The 25,195-nt window shown below is 72.2% G+C and carries 17 protein-coding genes and 3 rRNA genes; all 20 read right to left on the reverse strand.

What is annotated here, in order from left to right; all coding sequences use genetic code 11:
- Positions 1-2 precede the first annotated feature (2 nt).
- The 20 genes from recN to argC all read right to left on the reverse strand — a co-directional run bounded on the left by recN (position 3) and on the right by argC (position 25,137).
- Entirely contained in the window at positions 3-1,733 is a 1,731-nt protein-coding gene (gene recN / locus K5O09_RS11070; protein WP_222169612.1) for a DNA repair protein RecN, read from the reverse strand.
- Positions 1,734-1,736: 3 nt separating this feature from the next.
- Entirely contained in the window at positions 1,737-2,714 is a 978-nt protein-coding gene (locus tag K5O09_RS11075; RefSeq protein WP_222169613.1) for an NAD kinase, read from the reverse strand.
- The gene (locus K5O09_RS11080; protein ID WP_222169614.1) at positions 2,711-3,523 is read right to left on the reverse strand and encodes a TlyA family RNA methyltransferase; all 813 of its coding nucleotides are present in this window, start codon (positions 3,521-3,523) and stop codon (positions 2,711-2,713) included. Before K5O09_RS11080 ends, K5O09_RS11075 begins: the two co-directional genes overlap by 4 nt.
- Positions 3,524-3,528: 5 nt before the next feature.
- Positions 3,529-3,672, reverse strand: a complete 144-nt coding sequence (locus K5O09_RS11085; protein WP_222172908.1) for a hypothetical protein — start codon at positions 3,670-3,672, stop codon at positions 3,529-3,531.
- Positions 3,673-3,721: 49 nt separating this feature from the next.
- A complete protein-coding gene (locus K5O09_RS11090) occupies positions 3,722-4,771 on the reverse strand; it encodes an HAD-IIA family hydrolase (RefSeq protein ID WP_222169615.1) in 1,050 nt (349 codons plus the stop codon).
- Entirely contained in the window at positions 4,768-5,523 is a 756-nt protein-coding gene (locus tag K5O09_RS11095) for a hypothetical protein (RefSeq protein WP_222169616.1), read from the reverse strand. The genes K5O09_RS11090 and K5O09_RS11095 overlap by 4 nt, the downstream gene beginning before the upstream one ends.
- A gap of 2,018 nt (positions 5,524-7,541) precedes the next feature.
- Positions 7,542-7,658, reverse strand: a 5S ribosomal RNA gene (gene rrf, locus K5O09_RS11100).
- A 97-nt stretch (positions 7,659-7,755) separates the two neighbouring features.
- Positions 7,756-10,867 (reverse strand): 23S ribosomal RNA (locus tag K5O09_RS11105).
- Between the two features lie 361 nt (positions 10,868-11,228).
- Positions 11,229-12,749 (reverse strand): 16S ribosomal RNA (locus K5O09_RS11110).
- The 16S, 23S and 5S rRNA genes sit together here, the layout of an rRNA operon.
- Positions 12,750-13,688: 939 nt before the next feature.
- Positions 13,689-14,954 carry a tyrosine--tRNA ligase gene (tyrS, locus tag K5O09_RS11115; protein WP_255595281.1) on the reverse strand — a complete coding sequence of 422 codons (1,266 nt, stop codon included), beginning with the start codon at positions 14,952-14,954 and terminating at the stop codon, positions 13,689-13,691.
- A 53-nt stretch (positions 14,955-15,007) separates the two neighbouring features.
- A complete protein-coding gene (locus K5O09_RS11120) occupies positions 15,008-15,742 on the reverse strand; it encodes a DNA-3-methyladenine glycosylase (RefSeq protein ID WP_370635432.1) in 735 nt (244 codons plus the stop codon).
- A complete protein-coding gene (locus K5O09_RS11125) occupies positions 15,739-16,341 on the reverse strand; it encodes a uridine kinase (RefSeq protein ID WP_255595283.1) in 603 nt (200 codons plus the stop codon). Before K5O09_RS11125 ends, K5O09_RS11120 begins: the two co-directional genes overlap by 4 nt.
- Positions 16,338-17,798: an argininosuccinate lyase gene (gene argH / locus K5O09_RS11130; protein ID WP_222169619.1), complete on the reverse strand. Its 1,461-nt coding sequence runs from the start codon at positions 17,796-17,798 to the stop codon at positions 16,338-16,340. The genes K5O09_RS11125 and argH overlap by 4 nt, the downstream gene beginning before the upstream one ends.
- On the reverse strand, positions 17,791-19,029 hold the full coding sequence (locus tag K5O09_RS11135) for an argininosuccinate synthase (RefSeq protein WP_222169620.1): 1,239 nt from the start codon (positions 19,027-19,029) through the stop codon (positions 17,791-17,793). Before K5O09_RS11135 ends, argH begins: the two co-directional genes overlap by 8 nt.
- A 52-nt stretch (positions 19,030-19,081) precedes the next feature.
- Positions 19,082-19,621, reverse strand: a complete 540-nt coding sequence (locus K5O09_RS11140; protein ID WP_222169621.1) for an arginine repressor — start codon at positions 19,619-19,621, stop codon at positions 19,082-19,084.
- Positions 19,618-20,565 carry an ornithine carbamoyltransferase gene (gene argF, locus K5O09_RS11145; protein ID WP_222169622.1) on the reverse strand — a complete coding sequence of 316 codons (948 nt, stop codon included), beginning with the start codon at positions 20,563-20,565 and terminating at the stop codon, positions 19,618-19,620. Before argF ends, K5O09_RS11140 begins: the two co-directional genes overlap by 4 nt.
- Positions 20,562-21,857: an acetylornithine transaminase gene (locus K5O09_RS11150; protein ID WP_222169623.1), complete on the reverse strand. Its 1,296-nt coding sequence runs from the start codon at positions 21,855-21,857 to the stop codon at positions 20,562-20,564. Before K5O09_RS11150 ends, argF begins: the two co-directional genes overlap by 4 nt.
- Positions 21,858-22,871, reverse strand: a complete 1,014-nt coding sequence (gene argB / locus K5O09_RS11155) for an acetylglutamate kinase (RefSeq protein ID WP_222169624.1) — start codon at positions 22,869-22,871, stop codon at positions 21,858-21,860.
- Positions 22,868-24,070, reverse strand: a complete 1,203-nt coding sequence (gene argJ, locus K5O09_RS11160; RefSeq protein WP_222169625.1) for a bifunctional glutamate N-acetyltransferase/amino-acid acetyltransferase ArgJ — start codon at positions 24,068-24,070, stop codon at positions 22,868-22,870. The genes argB and argJ overlap by 4 nt, the downstream gene beginning before the upstream one ends.
- The gene (gene argC / locus K5O09_RS11165; RefSeq protein WP_255595285.1) at positions 24,067-25,137 is read right to left on the reverse strand and encodes an N-acetyl-gamma-glutamyl-phosphate reductase; all 1,071 of its coding nucleotides are present in this window, start codon (positions 25,135-25,137) and stop codon (positions 24,067-24,069) included. Before argC ends, argJ begins: the two co-directional genes overlap by 4 nt.
- Positions 25,138-25,195: the final 58 nt, after the last annotated feature.

Raw genomic sequence — 25,195 nt, forward strand, 5'->3', positions numbered from 1 at the left:
GTTCATCGTGCCACGCTTCCCTGCTCCAGAAGCTCCGCTGCGTGCGCACGCGCCGCTCCGGACTCCTCCTGCCCGGAGAGCATGCGCGCGAGCTCGCGCACCCTGTCCTCCCCCGTGACCTCCCGCACGTCCGACGCGGTCACCGCGCCGTCGCGCGACTTCGTCACCACCAGGTGGCGGTCCGCGAACGCCGCCACCTGCGCGAGGTGCGTGACGACCAGGACCTGGGAGTTCCGCGCCAGAGAGGCGAGCCGGCGCCCCACCTCGGTCGCCGCACGGCCGCCGACGCCGGCGTCGACCTCGTCGAAGACGAACGTCCCCGGGCGGTGCTCGCCCTGGTCGGGCGACGTGGCGAGCGCCACCTCGAGCGCCAGCATCACACGCGAGAGCTCGCCCCCGGACGCGCCCTTGCCCAGCGGGCGGGCGGGTGCACCGGCGTGCGCCACCAGGAGCATCTCCACGACATCTCCACCGTGCGGACCCAGCTCGGGCGCAGGGTCGACCCGCACCTTGAGGGACGCGCCCGCCATCGCCAGGCCCGCGAGCTCCGCGGAGACGGTCGCGGCCAGGCGCGCGGCGGCCTCCCGACGTGCCGCCCCGACCCGGTCGGCGAGGTCGACCAGGCGCGCGTCCAGACCGTCCCGCTGCGCGAGCAGACCGGTGACGCGCTCGTCGCCGTCGCCGATCTCGAGCAGCCGCCGGCTGCCCTCGTCCGCCCAGCGCAGCACCGCGGCGACGTCCTCGCCGTACGACCGCGTCAGCGAGGTGAGCTCGGCGCGACGGGTCTGCGCGGCGTCCAGGCGCAGCGGGTCGGCCTGCAGGTCCTGGAGGTACGACGACAGCTCCGTCGCGGCGTCCGCCAGCAGGTAGCCCGCCTCCGCGACGCGGTCGCGCAGCTCGGCCAGGCGCCCGTCGTGCACCCCCGCCCCGTCGAGCAGCCGCCGCGCGTGCTCGACGGCGCCGGCGGCCGTGGCGGCGTCGTCCGCTGCGTCGTCGTCCCCGACGAGAGCCGCGTGCGCCCCCGACGCGGCCGCGCGCAGGTCCTCCGCGTGCTCCAGCCGCTCGATCTCCGCCGCGAGCTGCTCGTCCTCCCCCGGCTGCGGGTCGACCCGCTCCACCTCGGCGAGCCCGAGCCGCAGCAGCTCCGCCTCCCGAGCGAGGTCCTGCCGTCGCGCGGTCAGGTCGTCGATCGTCGCCTGCAGCCGGGCGCGCTCCGCCCACGCCTCGCGGTACTCCCCGAGCAGGTCCTGGTGGGCCGCTCCGGCGAACGCGTCGAGCGCCTCCCGCTGGTGGGCGGGCGACCGGAGGCGCGCCTGGTCCTGCTGGCCGTGCACGGTCACGAGGTGCTCCGCCAGCTCCCCCAGCACGGCCTGCGGCACGGACCGACCGCCGAGGTGCGCGCGGGACCGGCCAGGGGCGTCCTCCGTCGGCGCCGTCACCGTGCGCACGAGCACGAGCCCGCCGTCGTCGTCGAGAGCGGCGCCCGCCTCCCGCGCGCGGGCCAGCACCGGCGAGCCCGCGGCGACGAGGACCCGGCCCTCGACGACCGCCTGCGCCGCGCCGGTCCGGACGGTCGCCGGGTCGGCCTTGCCGCCCAGCAGCAGGTCGAGGCCGGTGAGCACCATCGTCTTGCCGGCACCCGTCTCGCCGGACAGCACGGTCAGCCCCGGGTGCAGCCGCACCTGGGCGCCGGTGATGACGCCGAGGTCGCTGATGGAGATCTCCTCGAACACCGGTCAGCTCCCCTCCGCGGCCGGGGCACCCACCGCGTCGCCGGGGCGGCTCGGTCCGTCCGGCCGGGCCGTGTCCCCCCGGAGGGCGTCCTCGGGGCCGGTGCCGTGCGGGTGCGGCTCGTGCTCGTGCGAGCGACCCCGCCAGCCGGCGACAGGCAGGGCGAACTTGTTGACCAGGCGGTCCGTGAAGGGCGCCGGAGTGAGGCGCGCCAGCCGCACCGGCACGGGCGACCGGCGGACCTCCACGCGCGAGCCGGCCGGGACGTCGATGCGCCGGCGCCCGTCGCACACGAGCACGGCGGGCGACGGCGAGCGCGTCAGCACCTCGACCGCGACGACGCTGCGCGGGCCCACGACGAGCGGGCGCGCGAACAGCGCGTGCGCCGACAGCGGGACGACGATGAGGCTGTCGACCTCCGGCCACACCACCGGCCCCCCGGCGGAGAACGCGTGCGCGGTCGACCCGGTGGACGTCGCGAGCACCACGCCGTCGCACCCGAACGTCGACAGCGGCCGGTCGTCGACCTCGATCACCACCTCGACCATGCGCGCCGGCTCGGCCTTCTCCAGAGCGGCCTCGTTCAGCGCCCACGACGTCAGCGGGTCCGGCCGTCCGGGGACCTGCACCTGCACCTGCAGGGTGGTCCGCTCCTCGACCGTGTAGTCCCCCGCCGCGATGCGGCGCACGGCCTCCTTGATGTCGTCCCGCTCGCTCTCCGCGAGGAACCCGACGTGGCCGAGGTTGATCCCGAGCAGCGGCACGCCGGCTCCGCGTGCGAGCTCCGCCGCACGCAGGATCGTCCCGTCGCCGCCGAGGATCATCGCGAGCTCGATGTCGTGGAACGCCATGCCCGGGACGTCCTCGCCGGCGAGGACCGGCGTGAAACCGGCCGCCGTCAGGGCCGCTGCCGCCTCCTCGGTGGCCGTCACCGCCTCGGGCCGCCCGCTGTGCGTGACGACCAGCACCCTCCTGCTGCTCATGCCCCTGCACCCTCTCCGTCGTCCACGACCTCGTGCACCCGCGCGGCCAGGCTCTCGCCGACGAGGCCCGCCGGGCCTCGCCGCAGGTGCAGGAAGTACTCCACGTTGCCGCTCGGGCCGGGCAGCGGGCTCCGGGCCACGCCGAGCACCGCGAGGCCGAGGTCGCCCGCTGCGGCGGCGACGTCGAGCACCGCCTGCGCGCGCTGCCCGGGGGACCGCACCACGCCACCGGCGCCGAGCCGGTCCCGCCCGACCTCGAACTGCGGCTTGACGAGCACGAGCAGGTCCGCCCCCGGCGCGGCGACCGCCACCAGGCCGGGGAGCACCAGCCGGAGCGAGATGAACGAGAGGTCACCCACCACGAGGCCGGGGGCCGGCGCGACGTCGCCCACCCCGAGGTACCGGACGTTGACGCCCTCGCGCGACTCCACCCGCGGGTCGGTGCGCAGCCGCTCCACGAGCTGACCGTGCCCGACGTCCACCGCGACGACACGGCGCGCGCCCCGGCGCAGCAGCACGTCCGTGAACCCGCCGGTGCTGGCGCCCGCGTCCAAGCAGTCGCGGTCGGTGACGTCGACCTCGAAGGCTGTGAGCGCGCCCAGCAGCTTGTGCGCACCGCGCGACGCCCAGTCGTCGTCCGTCCCGCCGCCGACGACCTCCGGACGCTGGCCCTCCGCGAGCGGCAGGGCGGCCCGACGGACCGCGGCACCGTCGACGACCACGCGGCCGGCGGCGATCAGCTCCGCCGCGTGCCGGCGCGACCGGGCGAGGCCGTCGCGCACCAGCGCGGCGTCGACACGCGTCGCCACGCGCCTCAGCCCTCCGCGTCGGCGAGGCGGTCCTGGAGGGCGGCGTGCACGGCGTCGACGACGGCGAGCTGCTCGCGCAGCCCCAGCTCGGTGACGTCGGTCAGGCGCGACAGCGCCTCGTCCACCACCTGGTCGCCCGTCGGCTCCACGACTCCCACTCCCCATCCACCGGTGCTGACGTCCCCCGCCTCCGTCAGGCTACCGGCCTGCTCCGACGCCGGCCGCCCGCCCCGGCTCGACACGCAGCTCCGGTACCGAAGCCGGGTCGACCGCCTGACCCGCGTCGGCCGAGGCCCACGCCGCCGCGCAGGCCGCCCGCACCAGATCGGTGCCGGCGGGAGACGACCCGAGGTCGAGGCGGCCGTCGACCACACGCGCCGCGGCACCGCCGCACGTCCACCAGCCGTCGCCCGCGGCCACCGGCTCGGGGTGCGGGACCAGCAGCCCGCCGAGGTCCGCCGCGATGTAGTGCGGGCGCAGCCCGGGCGGGGCCAGCACGTCGTCCCGCGCCGTGCTGACGCCCGTCAGGACGTGCAGTCCGTCGAAGCCGCCGGACCGGGCGCCCGCCAGGTCGGTGTCGAGCCGGTCGCCGACCACCAGGGCCGCGCGGGCACCGGCGCGCTCCACCGCCATCTCGTACATGGTCGACGCCGGCTTGCCGGCGCTGTCCGGGACGACACCGGTGGCCGCCGTGACCGCGCCCACGAGCGCGCCGTTGCCGGGCGCGAACCCGCGGGCGGTCGGCAGGCTCTTGTCGAGGTTGCTCGCCACGAACCAGGCGCCGCCGGCCACGGCGTACGCCGCCTCCGCCAGCTGGGCCCAGCCGAGCTCGGGAGCGAAGCCCTGCACCACGGCGTCCGGCCGGTCCTCCGCGGACGTCACGACCGTGAAGCCCGCCTCCCGCACCGCCGTCAGCAGCCCCGCGCCGCCCACCACGAGGACCGTGGCGCCGCGCTCCAGCCGGGTGGCCAGCAGCGCCGCCGCGGCCTGTGCCGCCGTCATCACCTCGTCCGGCCGCGTCGGGATGTCCAGGGACGTGAGCTGCTCGGCCACGGACCCCGGCTCCCGCGACGCGTTGTTCGTCACGAACACCAGGCGCATGCCCGCGGCTCGCGCACCGGCGAGCCCGGCCGACGCCCCGTCGATGGGCTCGTGCCCCCGGTACGCGACGCCGTCCAGGTCGACGAGGGCCAGGTCGTAGCGCTCGGCCAGCGGGATGTCGCTGCCGAGCAGGCGTGCGTCGGTCACTCGTCCTCCGTGTCGGGCTCGGGGGTCGCCTGGTCGGCGGCCCCGGCGGGCTGGTCCGGCTCGACCCCGACCGCAGGCTGGTCGGTGACGCCTCCCGCCTCGTCGTCCTCCTCGAGGTCGAACACGACGACGTCCTCGTCCGGCTCGAGGTCCGCGGCCTGCGCCATCAGCGCCGCCGGGACCGCGGCCTCGACCGCGTCGGCCTCCGCGGCGCGACCGGCCGCCCGCAGCGCCTCGGCCCTCGCCTGGACGACCCGGGCGCCGAGGACCGTCCGCACCGTCCCGGTCGCGATCCCCGACAGGGCCGCGAGGGCCGCATCGGGGTCGCCCATGTCGAGCCGCGCCCCGCTGACCACCATCGCCAGCTCCACCCGGCCCTGCACGTCGAGCTGCTCCGCCTCCGGCTCGGCCGCGAGGGCGATCGCCCGCTCCGGCCTCCCCAGGCCACGCTCGCAGTCGGCCATCACGGCGAGGTGCTCCGACGACCCGTTCAGACGCCGGACCGTGCGCAGCTCCCGCAGCGCCTCGGCGAAACGCCCGGTCCGGTACGCCGCCAGCCCGGCGGCCTCCCGCACCACGTCCACCCGGCCCCCGTGCCGCACCGCGGCCTGGGCGTGCTCGTACGCGAGCTCCGGGTCGACGTCGAGCAGCCGCCCGGTCATGACGAGGTGACGCCCCACGACGAACGCGTTGTCCTTGCTGAGCGTCCGCAGCCGCGCCCGGACCTCGCGGTCGAGCTGGCTGAACTCCACGTCGTCCGGGATGTCCGGGCCGTAGACCCGGACGGACTGGGGCGGCCGCGTGTCCCGCTGGTCGTCCTCGCGGTGCGGTCCACGACGCAGAGGCCGCCGCTCGTCGGAGCCCCGCGGACCCCGGACCTCGCCGTCGAACCCGCGACGTCCCTCCCGCGACCCACCGCGGTCGTCCCGGCCCGCGACCCGGTCACCCCGCGCACCGCCTCGGGGGTCGCCGAACCCGGGCCGACCACCGCGCTCGTCACGCCGAGCGCCCTCCTCACGGCCGAACCCACCGGCACGACCACCCCGCGCACCCCCGCTACGCGACCGCCTGTCGCCCGGGGCGGAGCCGTCCTGGTCCCGCCGCCCTCGCTCCTGCCAGGTGCCACGCGGCCGGTCGCCGCTCTCGGAGCCTCGACGGGCGGACCCGCGATCGGCGCCGTCACGGGCACCGCTGCGGAACCCGCCCTCACGGGCACCACCGCCGCGCCGGACGTCCCGCCGCTCGTCCCCGTCGCGCCGGAACCCACCGGACGCGCCTCCGCTGTCCCGCCGCGAGCCGTCACGCCCCGCGCCGTCACGTCCCGCGCCGTCCCGGTAGCCGGCTCGTCCCTCGTCGCGCGAGCCGCGCGCATCGCGGCGGGGACCACCCCAGCCGGTGCCGGCCCCGCGCCCCTCACCCGCCCCGGACGGTCGACGTGCGCCGCCGCGGTCGTCCCGACCTGAGCCGTCCCGCGCGCGGTCGCGCGTGGACCCGCCGCCAGGTCGCGAGGAACGCTCCCCGGCGAACCCGTCGGCGCGACCCCCACGGTCGCGAGCCGCGCCGGCCCGCTCACCTCGGTACCCACCGCGCGAAGCGTCCCCCGCACCGCGCGTCGAATCGCCCCGGTAGCCCTCGGTCGGCCGGCTACGGTCACCCTGAGAACCACGACCCGACCGACCGCCCTGGTCGGACCCGCCCCACGCACCGCGCCCGGCACTTCCGCCGTCCGACGGACGCCCGTCGCGCTCGTACCCCTCGCGCCCGCGGGGCGCGGCGGTGCCCCCACGGCCGGCCCGCGAACCCTCGCTCCCGCCGCGCGCGCCGCCGCCCTCGGCCTGTCCCCGGCCGCGCTGACCCGCCACCCGCGGAGCGCGCGCCGGCCGTGCACCGCCCGCAGGGCGCGCACCGTTCCGGTTGCTGTAGCGCCCGACGCCACCGCCGCGGCGATCGCCCTCGTCCGCCGAACGCGTCCCGCGCTCGTCGCTGCTCATGTCCTGCGTCTCCTCGTCATCCGACCGTTGACCATCGTCTCATCCAGCCACGCCCGACCCCACATCCGGCCCCGGCCTGGGGACCATCGACCGTCACGTCGCCCGAGCACCGGCCCTCGCCCGCCCGGACCATCCCGGGGCCAGGGCAACCACCGCTGCCGGGGATCCCGTCCCGAGTGCAGGCCGCGCCACCGCGTACCGACGGCACCACCGCGTGCCCACGGCACCACCGACCCACGACCGACCGAGGAACCGAGAGCCGAGAGTCCGAGCGAGGATCGCCCGCTCGAGCCGCCCGAGAACCGCCGACCGGACACTCGACCGCGAGCTGACCAGATGACGTGACCCCGCTCCACGCACCGGCCGTGACCGCCCGGACCGAGCGACAGCCGGCCCGAGATAGGGGCTCATCCCCGCGAGCCCCCGCACGTCGAACGTCCCGTCCCGTCCCGCACGAGACGTCCCCGTGCCCAGCACCGTCGGGACCGGCGCAGCCCTCAGATCGCGAAGGCTGCGGTCGCGACGCCGTCGAACCTCGCAACGACCGCAACCTGGAGCGGGCTCTCGTGGCACGTCCTGGGTGCGGATCGCCCCACGCAGCGCCTCGACAGCTCTCCCCCGGGCGGCGTGGATGGTGCCCCGGCGCGGCGCACCAGGCTCACGATTGCACGGCCCCTGGACGCCGCCACGACCGTCCCGCGTCGACAGAAGATCCGCCCGCAAGAGCCCGGGAAACAGAAGAAGCCACCCCAGCGATGGGGTGGCTTCTTCTGAATGATGTCCGGCGGCGTCCTACTCTCCCACACCCTGGCGAGTGCAGTACCATCGGCGCTGAAGGGCTTAGCTTCCGGGTTCGGAATGGGACCGGGCGTTTCCCCTTCGCTATGGCCGCCGTAACTCTGTCGAACTGTCGACACGGGACACCCACCGACAGGTCGGAGGGCGCGTGTTCGTGGTTCGGGAACCGCACAGTGGACGCGTAGCAAAGTATGAGTGGTGAAGTTGTCGGCTTATTAGTACCGGTCAGCTGCGAGGGTCTTGCGTCCCCTCTTCCACATCCGGCCTATCTACCCGGTGGTCTAGCCGGGAGCCTCTCAGGTCCGAAGACCCGTGGAAACCTCATCTTGAAGCAGGCTTCCCGCTTAGATGCTTTCAGCGGTTATCCCTTCCGAACGTAGCCAACCAGCCGTGCTCCTGGCGGAACAACTGGCACACCAGAGGTTCGTCCGTCCCGGTCCTCTCGTACTAGGGACAGCCCTTCTCAAGTTTCCTGCGCGCGCAGCGGATAGGGACCGAACTGTCTCACGACGTTCTAAACCCAGCTCGCGTACCGCTTTAATGGGCGAACAGCCCAACCCTTGGGACCTACTCCAGCCCCAGGATGCGACGAGCCGACATCGAGGTGCCAAACCATGCCGTCGATATGGACTCTTGGGCAAGATCAGCCTGTTATCCCCGGGGTACCTTTTATCCGTTGAGCGACGGCGCTTCCACAAGCCACCGCCGGATCACTAGTTCCGACTTTCGTCCCTGCTCGACCTGTCAGTCTCACAGTCAAGCTCCCTTGTGCACTTGCACTCGCCACCTGATTGCCAACCAGGCTGAGGGAACCTTTGAGCGCCTCCGTTACATTTTAGGAGGCAACCGCCCCAGTTAAACTACCCACCAGGCACTGTCCCTGATCCGGATCACGGACCGAGGTTAGATATCCAGAGCGACCAGAGTGGTATTTCAACGTTGACTCCACCGACACTGGCGTGCCGGCTTCACAGTCTCCCACCTATCCTACACAAGCCGCACCGAACACCAATACCAAGCTATAGTAAAGGTCCCGGGGTCTTTCCGTCCTGCTGCGCGTAACGAGCATCTTTACTCGTAGTGCAATTTCGCCGAGTTCGCGGTTGAGACAGCGGAGAAGTCGTTACGCCATTCGTGCAGGTCGGAACTTACCCGACAAGGAATTTCGCTACCTTAGGATGGTTATAGTTACCACCGCCGTTTACTGGGGCTTAAATTCTGAGCTTCGCCTTGCGGCTGACCCGTCCTCTTAACCTTCCAGCACCGGGCAGGCGTCAGTCCGTATACATCGTCTTGCGACTTCGCACGGACCTGTGTTTTTAGTAAACAGTCGCTTCTCCCTGGTCTCTGCGGCCCTCCACGCTTCCCGGGCGAACCGGTACACGCTTCAGGCCCCCCTTCTCCCGAAGTTACGGGGGCATTTTGCCGAGTTCCTTAACCACGATTCTCTCGATCGCCTTGGTATTCTCTACCTGACCACCTGAGTCGGTTTAGGGTACGGGCGGCTAGAACCTCGCGTCGAAGCTTTTCTCGGCAGCATAGGATCACCCAATCATCCAGCATACGCTGTCACCATCGGTTCTCAGGCTATGTGAGTGGCGGATTTGCCTACCACTCGCCCTACGGCCTTGGACGTGGACTACCATCGCCACGCTGGGCTACCTTCCTGCGTCACTCCTGTTAATACGCTTACCTACTACCGGATCGGGTCGCGCGCTCCCCCGCACGGTGCACCCCGAAGGGCGCGATATGCGGGCTCGGGCGCTTAGCATCACCGGGCTCGGTATGGGCGGTTCTTCGCCGGTACGGGAATATCAACCCGTTGTCCATCGACTACGCCTGTCGGCCTCGCCTTAGGTCCCGACTTACCCAGGGCGGATTAGCCTGGCCCTGGAACCCTTGGTCATTCGGCGGACGGGTTTCTCACCCGTCATTCGCTACTCATGCCTGCATTCTCACTCGTGTAGCGTCCACCACTGGGTCACCCCGCAGCTTCACCCGCCACACGACGCTCCCCTACCCATCCACACGCCTGGACCACGAAGGCCTAGCGCAATGTGTGAATGCCACAGCTTCGGCGGTATACTTGAGCCCCGCTACATTGTCGGCGCGGAATCACTTGACCAGTGAGCTATTACGCACTCTTTCAAGGGTGGCTGCTTCTAAGCCAACCTCCTGGTTGTCTGTGCAACTCCACATCCTTTCCCACTTAGCATACGCTTAGGGGCCTTAGCTGGTGGTCTGGGCTGTTTCCCTCTCGACTACGGAGCTTATCCCCCGCAGTCTCACTCCCGCGCTCTCACTTACCGGCATTCGGAGTTTGGCTAACGTCAGTAACCTGGTAGGGCCCATCGGCTATCCAGTAGCTCTACCTCCGGCAAGAAACACGCGAGGCTGCACCTAAATGCATTTCGGGGAGAACCAGCTATCACGAAGTTTGATTGGCCTTTCACCCCTAACCACAGGTCATCCCCCCGGTTTTCAACCCAGGTGGGTTCGGTCCTCCACGCGGTCTTACCCGCGCTTCAACCTGCCCATGGCTAGATCACTTCGCTTCGGGTCTAGAGCACGCGACTATCACGCCCTGTTCGGACTCGCTTTCGCTACGGCTTCCCCACACGGGTTAACCTCGCCACGTACCACTAACTCGCAGGCTCATTCTTCAAAAGGCACGCCGTCACCCCTGCTAGGGAGGCTCCGACGGATTGTAGGCACACGGTTTCAGGTACTATTTCACTCCCCTCCCGGGGTACTTTTCACCTTTCCCTCACGGTACTTGTCCGCTATCGGTCACTAGGTAGTATTTAGGCTTAGCAAGTGGTCTTGCCAGATTCACACGGGATTTCTCGGGCCCCGTGCTACTTGGGATCCCCTTCGGGAGGCCACATGATTTCGTCTACGGGGGTACCACCCTCTGTGCCGGGCCATTCAATGCCCTTCGACTATCACGAGGCTTTCTGACTCCCTGCTGACTCGGCAGAATCAACTGAAAGGTCCCACAACCCCGTACACGCAACGCCTGCCGGCTTGACACGCATACGGTTTGGCCTGATCCGCTTTCGCTCGCCACTACTCACGGAATATCTCTTCCTGCCGGTACTGAGATGTTTCACTTCCCGGCGTTCCCTCCACACACCCTATATATTCAGGTGCGGGTCACACGACATGACTCGTGCGGGGTTTCCCCATTCGGACATCCTCGGATCACGGTTCGTTTGCCAACTCCCCGAGGCTTATCGCAGGCTACCACGTCCTTCTTCGGCTCCTAGTGCCAAGGCATCCACCCTGTGCCCTTAAAAACTTGACCACAAAGACATACTTAAAGATGCTCGCGTCCACTGTGCAGTTCTCAAACAACGAACGATCCCCGGTCTTGCGTCCGGCGCCTACCCGCTGCACGAAGCAGCTGGCGGTTCGACCGACCAACCGGGCCCGTCACGAAGCAACCTCCCCACGCGGGGCTGTTCCCTCAGGACCCAACAGCGTGCCTCGGCGACCCACCCGACCCGGCGGCGCGCGTTCCATCCCGAAGGAGTACTGACGCAGTGCCGGCCCGAACGGACCGCCGTAGTTGATGTTCCACCCGTGAGCACCACCCCCGACGCGTACGGCCGGGGCATGGCCTCTGCACGACCCCACCGAAGCAGGGCGTGTCAGATGCTCCTTAGAAAGGAGGTGATCCAGCCGCACCTTCCGGTACGGCTACCTTGTTACGACTTAGTCCCAATCGCCAGTCCCACCTTCGACGGCTCCCCCTCAAAGAGTTGGGCCACCGGCTTCGGGTGTTACCGACTTTCGTGACTTGACGGGCGGTGTGTACAAGGCCCGGGAACGTATTCACCGCAGCGTTGCTGATCTGCGATTACTAGCGACTCCGACTTCATGGGGTCGAGTTGCAGACCCCAATCCGAACTGAGACCGGCTTTTTGGGATTCGCTCCACCTCGCGGTATCGCAGCCCTTTGTACCGGCCATTGTAGCATGCGTGAAGCCCAAGACATAAGGGGCATGATGATTTGACGTCATCCCCACCTTCCTCCGAGTTGACCCCGGCAGTCTCCTATGAGTCCCCACCATCACGTGCTGGCAACATAGGACGAGGGTTGCGCTCGTTGCGGGACTTAACCCAACATCTCACGACACGAGCTGACGACAACCATGCACCACCTGTACACCGACCTTGCGGGGCAACCATCTCTGGAAGTTTCCGGTGTATGTCAAGCCTTGGTAAGGTTCTTCGCGTTGCATCGAATTAATCCGCATGCTCCGCCGCTTGTGCGGGCCCCCGTCAATTTCTTTGAGTTTTAGCCTTGCGGCCGTACTCCCCAGGCGGGGCACTTAATGCGTTTGCTGCGGCACGGAACTCGTGGAATGAGCCCCACACCTAGTGCCCAACGTTTACGGCATGGACTACCAGGGTATCTAATCCTGTTCGCTCCCCATGCTTTCGCTCCTCAGCGTCAGTTGCGGCCCAGAGACCTGCCTTCGCCATCGGTGTTCCTCCTGATATCTGCGCATTCCACCGCTACACCAGGAATTCCAGTCTCCCCTACCGCACTCTAGTCTGCCCGTACCCACTGCAAGCCCGAGGTTGAGCCTCGAGTTTTCACAGCAGACGCGACAAACCGCCTACGAGCTCTTTACGCCCAATAATTCCGGACAACGCTTGCGCCCTACGTATTACCGCGGCTGCTGGCACGTAGTTAGCCGGCGCTTCTTCTGCAGGTACCGTCACTTGCGCTTCTTCCCTGCTGAAAGAGGTTTACAACCCGAAGGCCTTCATCCCTCACGCGGCGTCGCTGCATCAGGCTTGCGCCCATTGTGCAATATTCCCCACTGCTGCCTCCCGTAGGAGTCTGGGCCGTGTCTCAGTCCCAGTGTGGCCGGTCGCCCTCTCAGGCCGGCTACCCGTCGTCGCCTTGGTGGGCCGTTACCCCACCAACAAGCTGATAGGCCGCGAGTCCATCCCTGACCGATAAATCTTTCCAACCGCATCGGATGCCCGAGCGGTACGTATCCGGTATTAGACCTCGTTTCCAAGGCTTATCCCAGAGTCAGGGGCAGGTTACTCACGTGTTACTCACCCGTTCGCCACTGATCCCCCCAGCAAGCTGGGGTTCACCGTTCGACTTGCATGTGTTAAGCACGCCGCCAGCGTTCGTCCTGAGCCAGAATCAAACTCTCCGTAAATGTCTCATTGGCAACCACCACCCGAAAGCAGCAGTCCACCGACACACGAAACGACCCCCACCCGCTGGCGAGCGAGGATCTATCAATTCGGCTTACCGGGAACCGCACCGACGGGGTCGGACACGGCTCCCCAGTGAAACCAAGACCCACCACACGGACCAACCACCCCGAACGAGGCGACCAACCCGAGCGATGAACCATCTTGGCATCAACTACTAGGCACACTGTTGAGTTCTCAAAGAACAGACGCGCATCCCCCACTCACCCTTGCGGGCTCCTGGCCGGAGGCTCAGTTCCGATCGACCAGAGTTCCTGGTCCGTTCCGCTCGCGTCTCGCGCGGCTTCCCGTTCCACCACTCTATCAGAGTGTCTGGCCCGCTTTTCCGTTCCCGGTCCGGCGTTCCCTCACTCTACCAGAGTTTCCGGTCCGCTTTGCCGGTGTATTTCCCGGCTCAGCTTTCCTTCACTCTACCAGAGCTTTCGTCCTGCTTTGTCGGCGTCAATTCCGATTCGGCGGGTCGTCCGCCCCGGTCTCGGCGCGACCTTCCGGACGCCAAGGCGCCTGTCGGTCGTGCTGAGGGGGTGGCCACCCGTGGGACCAGCCACCGGGAGAGATCCTCGGTGTCCGTTCCTCCCTGCCGGGCGACTCGGAGAACATTACGCGGACGTTTCGCCCAGCGTCAAGCCGGCGGGCTCACGGGCCCCGCGCGCTCCCCGCACCCCCGCTGACCTGCGGTTTCGCGCGCAGCCGGCCGGGGTGACCCTTGTCGTGGCGCGACGGGCGCCGGTGCGACGCCCGTCACTCTGCGTCCAGAGTGCCCCGGGCCGGCGGGCGCCGCAACCCCTCGACCGTGATCCGGGCACGGCGCGGGCGCCCGGGACGACGACGGGGGTGGCCGGCGCCAGGCACCGACCACCCCCGTCGGGGTGGCGCCGCGGTCAGGCGGAGGCGACCCGCGCGACCGCGAGCGTCCGCTTGCCCCGACGCAGCACGAGCCACCGCCCGTGCAGCAGGTCCTCGGCCGCGACCACGGCGGTGTCGTCCGTGATCTTCCGGTTGTTCACCGACGCACCCCCCTCCGCGATCGCACGGCGCGCCGCGCCCTTGGAGGCCACCAGCCCGGTGGCGGCCAGCACGTCCACCAGCGGGTCGCCGACCCGCACCTCGGCCGACGGCAGCTCGGCGACCGCGGCGCGCAGGGTCGCCTCGTCGAGGCCGGCCAGGTCGCCGCCTCCGAACAGGGCGCGGCTCGCGGCGATCACCTTGTCGGTGGCGTCGGTCCCGTGCACCAGGGACGTCACGTCGTAGGCGAGCGCCCGCTGGGCCTCGCGCGCCGCCGGGCGCGCGGCCACGGCCTCCTCGAGCTCCGCGATCTGCTCCCGCGTGCGGAACGTGAAGACCTTGAGGTAGCCGACCACCTCGGCGTCGTCGACGTTGAGCCAGAACTGGTAGAAGGCGTACGGGCTCATCATCTCGGGGTCGAGCCAGATGGCACCGCCCTCGGACTTGCCGAACTTGGTCCCGTCCGCCTTCGTGATGAGCGGGGTGGTCAGCGCGTGCACGGACGCGTGCTCGGACTTGCGGATCAGCTCGACACCGGACAGCAGGTTGCCCCACTGGTCGTTGCCGCCGGTCTGCAGCGTGCAGCCGTGCCGGCGGTGCAGCTCCAGGTAGTCCATGCCCTGCAGGATCTGGTAGCTGAACTCGGTGAACGAGATGCCCTCGTCGGAGGCGAGGCGCCGGGCCACCGTGTCCTTGGCGAGCATCGTGCCCAGGCGGTAGTGCTTGCCGACCTCCCGCAGGAAGTCGATCGCGGTGAGCTCACCCGTCCAGTCGAGGTTGTTCACCATCCGCGCCGGGTTGTCCCCCTCGAAGTCGAGGAACCGGGAGATCTGCGCCTGGAGCCGCTGCACCCACTCGGCGACCGTGTCCTTGGTGTTGAGGACGCGCTCCCCCGACATCCGGGGGTCGCCGATGAGGCCGGTGGCCCCGCCGACGAGGGCCAGCGGGTGGTGGCCGGCGAGCTGCAGGTGCCGCATGAGCACGAGCTGCACCAGGTGGCCGTGGTGCAGGCTCGGCGCCGTCGGGTCGAACCCGGCGTAGAACGTCACCGGGCCGGCGTCGAGCGCCTCGCGCAGCGCGTCCTGGTCGGTGGTCTGGGCGACGAGGCCTCGCCAGGCGAGCTCGTCGAGGAGGTGGGTCACGGGTGCTCCTTGCGTCGCGCGGCCGGGAGGGGCCGCACCGTCGGCGGTCGGGGTCATGCCGGCGTCGCCCCGCGCTGCGGGCTGCTTCCCGACGCCGGCCGGCGATACGCCGGGCGGAACGCGGAGACGGTGGGCTCGCCGGCCAGCCAGAACCGCCACGGGTACCGGGCGGCGTCGCCGCCGGGGCCGGCCACGCCGACGCGCGGTCCGGTGGCGTGCGCCCCGGTCACCGCGTCGGGGTCGCGGTGCAGCACGATCCGTCCTCCGGACTCGGTCACGTCGGCGCCGTAGTCGTCCATGCCGACGCCGAGCGCGACCGCGAGCCGGGCCGGGCCGCGCGCGATCTGGCGGTCGGAGTCGACCACTCCGGCGCGCGCCCGGCGGTCGCGGGCCAGGTCGACCCCGTCGACCACCTCGCCGGCGCGCAGCAGCACGGCGGAGGCGGTGCCGGCCGGCCCGGTGACGACGTTGACGCAGTGGTGGAGGCCGAGGTGCCGGTAGACGTACAACCGCCCGGGCTCGCCGAACATCACCGCGTTGCGCGCCGTGCGGCCGCGGAACGCGTGCGAACCGGGGTCGGCCTCGCCGGCGTAGGCCTCCACCTCGGTGAGGCGCACCGTCACGTCGCCCTCGTCGGAGCGGACGGTCAGGAGGGCGCCGAGCAGGTCCGCCGCCACGTCGAGCACGGGCCGCGCGTACCAGACGCGGGCCGGGGCGCGGCCGAGGGGGACGCCGGGCGCGGCGGCGTCGGGCACGCCGCCCTCGCTCTCCGGGACCGCCTGGCTCACCGGGCCATCCTGCCCCATGCGTCCACCCGCACGTCGGCGCGTCCACGGGTGCCCTCGCGCGCGTAGTGCACCGCCTCGTCACGCATCCACCGCTCCCAGTGCGGCAGGGCCGCCTGCCCGTCGCGCTCCAGGCCGCGCGCGAGCCGGGTGGCGTCGTCGGCCTCGACCCAGACGAGCAGGCTGAGGTCCGGCGCGCCCGCCCGCCGGCCGGAGCCGCAGCCCTCGAGCACCAGGACGTCGGGCACCGGAACGTCGACCCACCCGTCGAACCGCCCGGCGACCCAGTCGTAGCGCTGGAACCGCCCGGGCAGCCCGCGGCGCAGCGGCTCGAGCACCTGGACGGCCAGCCGCGGCCACAGGTCGCCGTCCAGCCCGGACCAGCCCTCGTACAGGTCGTCCATGTGGAGCACGTGCCCGCGCACGCCGGCCTCGGCGCACCGGCGGACGACCGCGCCCGCGAGCGTGGTCTTGCCCGATCCGGCCGGGCCGTCGACGGCGACTATCCGGACGGGTCCGAGCCGCCGGGGCGCGGACAGCAGCAGGGGCACGACGACGCCCGCGGCGTCCTCGTGCCCCTGGGGCGCGCTCGGGCTGGTCACCCGGCGATCGTGCCAGACGACGACGCACGACCCGGCTCCGCGCCCGACACCGACGCGCGCAGCACGGCGGCACGGGCGCGTGCCCGCCCGAGCTGCTCGGCGACCCGCACCGGGGCGGTGCCGCCGTGCGCGGACCGGGAGGCCACGGACCCCTCGGCCGAGAGCACGCTGCGCACGTCCGGGGTGAGGTGCGGCGAGACGGCGGCCAGCTCCTCGTCCGTGAGGTCCCACAGCTCGACGGGCGGCTCGTGGAGCTCGCAGGCCCGGACGCACGCGCCCGCGACCTCGTGCGCGACGCGGAACGGCACGCCCTGGCGCACCAGCCACTCGGCGACGTCGGTCGCGAGCGAGAACCCCTGCGGGGCGAGCGACGCCATCCGCTCCGTGTCGAACCGCAGCGTCGCGACCATCCCCGCGAAGGCGGGCAGCAGGACGGTGAGGGTGTCGACCTGGTCGAACACCGGCTCCTTGTCCTCCTGCAGGTCGCGGTTGTACGCGAGCGGCAGACCCTTGAGCGTGGTGAGCAGGCCCGTGAGGTCGCCCACCAGCCGGCCGGCCTTGCCGCGTGCCAGCTCGGCCACGTCAGGGTTCTTCTTCTGCGGCATGATGCTCGACCCGGTCGAGTAGGCGTCGTCCAGCCGGACGAACCCGAACTCGACGGTCGACCAGAGCACGACCTCCTCCGCCAGGCGGGACAGGTCCACGCCGAGCATCGCGGACACCCAGGCGAACTCGGCCACGACGTCACGGGACGCGGTGCCGTCGATCGAGTTCTCCACCGGGCCGTCGAACCCGAGCTCCGCCGCGACGGCCGCCGGGTCGAGGCCCAGCGAGGAGCCCGCCAGCGCACCGGAGCCGTACGGCGACACCGCGGCGCGGCGGTCCCAGTCGGCGTACCGCTCGACGTCGCGCAGCAGCGGCCACGCGTGCGCCAGCAGGTGGTGCGCGAGCAGGACGGGCTGCGCGTGCTGCAGGTGCGTGCGACCCGGCATGATCGCGTCGCCCGCGGCCTCGGCCTGGGTCACGAGCGCGTCGACGACCTCGAGCGTCAGCCCCATGATCGCCCGGGCCTCGTCCCGCAGGTACATCCGCACCAGCGTGGCGATCTGGTCGTTGCGCGACCGCCCGGCGCGCAGGCGGCCGCCGAGATCGGCCCCGGCGCGCTCGATCAGGCCCCGCTCCAGCGCCCCGTGCACGTCCTCGTCGGACTCGGCGGCGACGAACGCCCCGGACTCGACGTCGGCGCGCAGGCGGTCCAGCGCGTCGAGCATGCCCGCGAGCGCCGCGTCGTCGAGCAGCCCGGCCGCGTGCAGCACCCGCGCGTGGGCCTTCGACCCCGCGATGTCCTGCGGGGCCAGGCGCCAGTCGAACTGCGTGGACTTCGACAGCGCCGCCAGGGCATCGGCGGGGCCGCCGGCGAACCGGCCGCCCCACAGCGTCCCGGCCTGCTCAGGCACCGATGCCGCCCTGCGAACCGAGGTCCTCGCCGTTGCCGAACTGCACGTCGCGGGCGGCGGCGAGCTTGGACGACAGGCCGTAGATCTCGATGAACCCGCGGGCCGCCGACTGGTCGAACGTGTCGCCCGAGTCGTAGGTCGCGAGGTTGAAGTCGTACAGCGAGGAGTCCGAGCGCCGCCCGGTGACCGTCGCGCGGCCCCCGTGCAGCACCATGCGGATCTCGCCGGAGACGTAGCGCTGGGTGTCGTCGATGAAGACGTCGAGCGACTTCTTCAGCGGGGAGAACCACTGGCCGTCGTAGACCAGCTCGGTCCAGCGCTGCTCGACCTGGCGCTTGAACCGGGCCTGCTCGCGCTCGACGGTGACGTTCTCGAGCTCCTGGTGCGCGGCGATGAGCGCGATGGCGCCCGGGGCCTCGTACACCTCGCGGGACTTGATGCCGACCAGACGGTCCTCGACGATGTCGATGCGGCCGACGCCCTGGGCGCCCGCGCGGCGGTTCATCTCCTGGATCGCCTGCAGCGGGGTGACCGGCACGCCGTCCAGCGCGACCGGGACGCCCTGGTCGAACGTGATGACGACCTCGTCGGCGACCGGCGGGAAGGTCGGGTCGTCCGTGTAGGTGTAGACGTCCTTGGTGGGCTCGTTCCAGATGTCCTCGAGGAAGCCGGTCTCGACGGCGCGGCCCCACACGTTCTGGTCGATCGAGAACGGGTTGTGCTTCGTGGTCGCGATGGGGAGCTTCTTGCGCTCGGCGAACTCGATGGCCTTGTCGCGGGTCAGCGCGAGGTCGCGGACCGGGGCGAGGCACTTGAGGTCGGGCGCGATCGACGTGATGCCGACCTCGAACCGCACCTGGTCGTTGCCCTTGCCGGTGCAGCCGTGCGCCACGGTGGTGGCGCCGAACTGCCGGGCGGCGCGGACCAGGTGCTTGACGATGACGGGGCGGGACAGCGCCGACACCAGCGGGTACCGGTCGAGGTACAGGCCGTTCGCGCGCAGCGCCGGCATGCAGTACTCGGCGGCGAACTCGTCGCGGGCGTCGGCGACGTACGCCTCGACCGCGCCGCAGTCGAGGGCGCGCCGGCGGATGACCTCGAGGTCCTCGCCGCCCTGGCCGACGTCGACCGCCACGGCGATCACCTCGGCGCCGGTCGCCTCGGCGATCCAGCCGATGCCCACGGAGGTGTCCAGGCCGCCCGAGTAGGCGAGGACGACGCGCTCAGTCATGTTCTTCTCTTTCGTGTCTGCGTGACGGGGGTGGTCGGGTGGCGCGCCGGGGTCAGCCGGTCTGCGCGAGCTCGAGGAACCGGGCCGCGATCGCGGGGCCCTCGGGGCCGTCGGCGCCCTCGCGGGCGATGACGAGGACGGTGTCGTCGCCCGCGATCGTGCCGAGCACGCCGGGCAGGACGGAGTGGTCGATGGCCGAGGCGAGGAACTGCGCCGCGCCGGGCGGGGTGCGCAGGACGACCAGGCTGCCGGACGCCTCCGCGGTGACCAGCAGCTCCGAGCAGAGCCGGGCGAGCCGCGCGGCGAGCGCCTCGGCGTCGGACACCGGGGCCGGGCTGCGGTCGCCGCCCTCCCCCGGCACGGCGTACGCGAGGGCGCCGACGGGGGTGCGGATCTTCACGGCCCGCAGCTCGACGAGGTCGCGCGAGAGCGTGGCCTGCGTGACGGTGACGCCCTGGTGCGCGAGGAGATCCGCCAGCTCGGACTGCGAGTGCACGGACTGCCGGGACAGCAGGTCGCGGATCAGCGCGTGCCGGGCGGCCTTGGTCGCGGGGATGCGTCCGGTCGACGTCACCGGCTCCTCGGCCGTCACGAGGCGTCCTCGAGCAGCCAGGCGAGCAGGGCCTTCTGCGCGTGCAGCCGGTTCTCCGCCTCGTCCCAGACCACGGACTGCGGGCCGTCGAGCACCTCGGCGGTGATCTCCTTCCCGCGGTACGCCGGCAGGCAGTGCAGCACGAGCGCGTCCGGCGCCGCGAGGGCGAGCGCGGCGGCGTCCAGGCGGTACGGCACGAACGGCTGCTCCCGCTCGGCGGCCTCGTCCTCCTGGCCCATCGACACCCACGTGTCCGTCGCCACCGCGTCCGCGCCGGCGAGGGCCGCGCCCAGGTCGTCCGTGACCTCGACAGAGCCGCCGGTGCGCGCCGCCACCGCCGCGGCGGCCGCGACCACGCCCGCGTCCGGCAGGTAGGCGGCCGGCGTCGCGATGCGCACGTGCAGGCCCGCGGTCGCGCCGCCGAGCAGGTACGACTGCGCCATGTTGTTGGAGCCGTCGCCCGTGTAGGCCAGGGTCCGGCCGCGCAGCGCGCCCACGCCGCCCCAGTGCTGGGCCAGCGTGAGCAGGTCCGCGAGCACCTGGCACGGGTGGAAGTCGTCGGTCAGCGCGTTGACCACCGGGACGCCGGCGTGGGCCGCCATCTCCTCGATCCGGGCCTGCGCGTGCGTCCGCCAGACGATCGCCGAGACCTGACGGCCCAGCACCCGCGCGGTGTCCGCGATCGACTCCCGCACCCCGATCCGGGCGAGGTTGCCGTCCACGGCGAGCGGGTAGCCGCCCAGCTCGGCCACACCCGTCGTGAACGACACCTGCGTGCGCAGCGTCGGCTTGTCGAAGACGATCGCGACCGCCTGCGGACCGGCGAGCGGCCGGCGGAGGTGGCGGTCCGCCCGCAGCGCGAGGCCGAGCTCGAGCACCTGCGCCTGCTCGTCGGGGCTGAGGTCGTCGTCGCGCAGGAAGTGCCGGGGCGGGGCGGCGGTCATGCGGCGGCTCCGAGGTCGTGCGGCAACGCCGCGAGGAAGTCGGTGAACGTGGCGGCCTGCTCGCGGGTCAGCACGAACGGCGGGGCCAGGCGGATGGTCTCCGGGGTGCACGGGTTGACGACGAAGCCGGCCTCGAGGGCGCGGGCGGCGACGTCGGCGGCGACGGGCGCGGTGAGGCCGACCGCGACGAGCAGCCCCTCCCCCCGGACCTCGGCGACGAGCGGGTGCCCGAGCGCCGCGATCTGCTCCCGCCACCACGCGCCGAGCTCCGTGACGTGCGACAGCAGCCCGTCGCGCTCGATGACGCCGACCGTGGCGAGCGCCGCGGCCGCCGCGACCGGGTTGCCGCCGAACGTGGTGCCGTGCTGGCCGCGGCCGAGCAGCGTCGCCGCGCGCTCCCCGTAGGCGACGACCGCCCCGACGGGGAAGCCGCCGCCGAGGCCCTTGGCCAGCGTGACGACGTCGGGGCGGATGCCGCCGCCGAGGTGCGCGTGCTGGTGCGCCAGCCACACGCCGGTCCGGCCCATGCCGGTCTGCACCTCGTCGAGCACGAGCAGCGCGCCGTGCGCGGCCGTCAGCTCGCGGGCCCGCACCAGGTACCCGGGCGGCAGGGGGCGGACCCCCGCCTCGCCCTGGATCGGCTCCAGGAACAGCGCCGCGACGCGGTCCCCGTCGCTGCCCTCGAACGCCGCCTCCAGCGCCGCGGTGTCCCCGAACGGCAGGAACTCCACCCCGCCGGGCAGCGGCTCGAACGGCTCCCGGTACGCGGCCTTGGACGTGAGCGCGAGCGCGCCCATCGACCGGCCGTGGAACGCACCCTCCAGCGCCAGGACGCGGGTGCGCCGGCCGGCGGGGCCGTCGGCGTTGCGACGGGCCATCTTGAACGCCGCCTCGTTCGCCTCGGTGCCCGAGTTCGTGAGGAACACCCGCGACCCCTCGGGGGCGTCCGCGAGCGCCAGCAGCCGCTCGGCGAGCGCGATCTGCGTCGGGCTGGCGAAGAAGTTCGAGATGTGGCCGAGCGTGCCGAGCTGGGCGGAGACGGCCGCCGTCAGGGTCGGGTGCGCGTGCCCCAGGGCGTTCACGGCGATGCCGCCGAGCAGGTCGAGGTAGCGGGTGCCGTCGGCGTCCCAGACGTACGGCCCCTCCCCGCGGACGAGCACGCGCTGCGGCGCTCCGAACGTGTCCATCAGGGCGTGGCCGTAGCGCTGCGTCCAGTGCGCGACGGAGTCGGACCGGGTCAGGCCCGTCAGGACGGCGGCGCCGTCGACGGGCGCCGGCTGCTGCGCGGTCACTCAGCTCACCTCGGGGACGTGGGGGACGTTCGGCACGCCGCCGCCGACCTGCGGGATCGGGGCGGTGAAGGGCGAGGGCACGGGCTCGTCGTCGGGCAGCACCATCGTGCCGATGCCCTCGGACGTGAACACCTCGACCAGGATCGAGTGCGCCTGCCGGCCGTCGATGACGTGGGCCCGGCCGACGCCGCCCGTCACCGCGCGCCAGCAGGCCTCCATCTTGGGGCGCATCCCGGAGTCCAGGGACGGCAGCAGGTCGGCCAGCGCACCCGCGCGGATGCGGCGGGCCAGCGACGAGCGGTCCGGCCACGAGGTGTAGAGGCCCTCGACGTCGGTCAGCACGATGAGCTTGCGGGCGCCGAGCGCCACGGCGAGCGCGGCCGCCGCCGTGTCGGCGTTGACGTTGAGCACCTGGGTCGGGTCGTCGACGTCGGGGGCGACCGTGGAGACCACCGGGATGCGTCCGGCGTCCAGCAGGTCGTGCACCGCTCCGGGGTTGACCTGCACCACGTCGCCGACCTGCCCGACGTCGACCGGCCGGCCGTCGACCGTCGCGGTGCGCCGCCGGGCCTGGAGCAGCCCGCCGTCCTCGCCGGACAGGCCCACCGCGTACGGGCCGTGGGCGTTGAGCAGGCCCACGAGCTCCCGCGACACCTGGCCCGTGAGCACCATGCGCACGACGTCCATCGCCTCGGGGGTCGTGACGCGCAGCCCGCCGCGGAACTCCGACTCGATGCCGAGCCGGTCCAGCATCGCGTTGATCTGCGGCCCGCCCCCGTGGACGACGACCGGGCGCAGCCCGACCTGACGCAGGAACACCATGTCCTCGGCGAAGGCGCGCTTGAGCTCGTCGTCGACCATCGCGTTGCCGCCGTACTTGACGACGACGAGGGCGCCGGCGAAGCGCTGCAGCCAGGGCAGCGCCTCGACGAGGACCTCGGCCTTCTGGTCGGGGCGCAGGTCGGTGCGGGTGTCGAACGCCGCGTGGTGCGGCGGCGGGGCGTCGAGGCTCATGTGGAGTACGCGCTGTTCTCGTGGACGTAGTCGTGGGTGAGGTCGTTGGTCCAGACGGTCGCGGTGGCGTCGCCGGCGTGCAGGTCGATGTCGACGCGCACCTCGCGCGCCGCGGCCAGGTCGACGCCCTCGCGCGGGTCGCCGACGCCGCCGGCGCGGCACACCTGGACGCCGTTGATCGCGACGTCGAGCACCGAGGCGTCGTACGGCGCGACCTCCTCCGGCACGGTGCCGACGGCGGCGAGCACGCGGCCCCAGTTCGGGTCGTTCCCGAACACCGCGGCCTTGAACAGGTTCGAGCGCGTGACCGCCCGGGCCACGGCGACCGCCGCGTCCTCGGTGGTCGCCCCCGTGACCGTCACCGCGATGTCGTGCGAGGCGCCCTCCGCGTCGGCGACGAGCTGCCGGGCCAGGTCCGCGGAGGCGGCGGCGACCGCGGTCGCGAACAGCTCGGGGTCGGGCGTGACGCCGCTGGCCCCGGAGGCGAGCAGCAGCACGGTGTCGTTGGTCGACATGCAGCCGTCCGAGTCGACGCGGTCGAACGTGGTCCGGGTGGCGCCGCGCAGCGCCGCGTCGGCCTGCTCGGCGGTCACGACCGCGTCGGTGGTGAGGACGACGAGCATGGTCGCGAGGCCCGGCGCGAGCATGCCCGCGCCCTTCGCCATGCCGCCGACCATCCAGCCGTCGCCGGCCACGGCCGTCGTCTTGCTGACCGTGTCCGTGGTCATGATGGCGGTGGCCGCGTCCGGCCCGGCGTCCGGCCGCAGCGCGCCCGCCGCCGCCCCGACGCCGGCGAGCAGCAGGTCCATCGGCAGCCGCTCGCCGATCAGCCCGGTGGAGCACACCAGGACGTCGCCCGCGGAGACGCCGAGCACCTCGGCGGTGTGCTCGGCCGTGCGGTGGGTGTCGGCGAACCCCTCGGGGCCGGTGCAGGCGTTCGCGCCGCCGGAGTTGAGCACGACGGCCGTGGCGACACCGTCCGAGACGGCCTGGCGCGACCACACGACCGGGGCGGCGACGACGCGGTTGGACGTGAACACGCCCGCGGCGACCTGCAGCGGGCCGTCGTTGACGACCAGCGCGACGTCCGGGCGCCCGGACGCCTTGAGCCCGGCGGTGACGCCCGCGGCGCGGAAGCCGGCGGGGGCGGTGACGCCCTGGGCGGCGGGGGCGGCGGGGGCGGCTTCGGCGTCGGTCACGGGGCGACTCCCTCGGTGGTGAGGCCGGCGCGCTCGGGCAGGCCGAGCGCGAGGTTCAGGGACTGCACCGCGGCGCCCGCGGTGCCCTTGACGAGGTTGTCCAGCGCGCACACGGCGACGACGCGGCCGGCGGACTCGTCGACGGCGACCTGGACCAGGGCGGTGTTGGCCCCCGTGGTGGCGCCGGAGCCCGGCCACTCGCCCTCGGGCAGCAGCTGCACGAACGTCTCGTCCGCGTAGGCGGTCTGCCACGCGGCGCGGACGGCGGCGGCGTCGGCGCCCGCCGCGAGGGGCGCGGTGACCGTCGCGAGGATGCCGCGGGACATCGGCACGAGGACCGGCGTGAACGACAGCCGGGTGCCGCCGGGCGCACCGGCGACCGCGAGGTTCTGCAGGACCTCGGGCACGTGCCGGTGGGTCCCGCCGACGGCGTACGGCTGCGCCGAGCCGAGCGCCTCGGACGCCAGCAGGTGCGGCTTCAGGGTCCGCCCGGCGCCGGAGTACCCGACGGCGAGCACGGTCACGACGTCCGGCCCGACGAGGCCGGCGGCGACGCCCGGCTGCAGAGCGAGCGTGACGGCGGTGACGTTGCAGCCCGGGACGGCGATCCGGTGGGCCTGCGCGAGGGCGGCCCGCTGGGCGACCGGGGCGGACTCCCCCGCGTGCAGCAGCTCCGGCATGCCGTAGGGCCAGGTCCCCGCGTGCTCCGTGCCGTAGAACCGGCGCCAGGCGTCCGCGTCGGACAGCCGGTGGTCGGCGCCGAGGTCGACCACGACCGCCCCGTCGCCGCGGTCCGCGAGCGCCGCGGCGATCTCCCCGCTCGCCCCGTGCGGCAGCGCGAGCACCACCACGTCGTGCCCGGCGAGCTCGTCCACCGAGGTCGGGGTGAGGACGCGGTCGGCCAGCGACCGCAGGTGGGGCTGGTGGGCGCCGAGGCGGGTGCCCGCGTTGCTGTGCGCGGTGAGCGCACCGATCTCGGCGTCGGGGTGGCCGAGCAGCAGCCGGAGGGTCTCGCCGCCGGCATACCCGGAGGCGCCCGCGACGGCGACGGAGAAGGACATGTGCATGATCATACATCCCTGTGCAGGACGATTCATCCTGCTGGCCCGGCGTGGCGTCGACCCC

This window comes from Cellulomonas sp. C5510, assembly GCF_019797765.1.
Classification (GTDB): domain Bacteria; phylum Actinomycetota; class Actinomycetes; order Actinomycetales; family Cellulomonadaceae; genus Cellulomonas.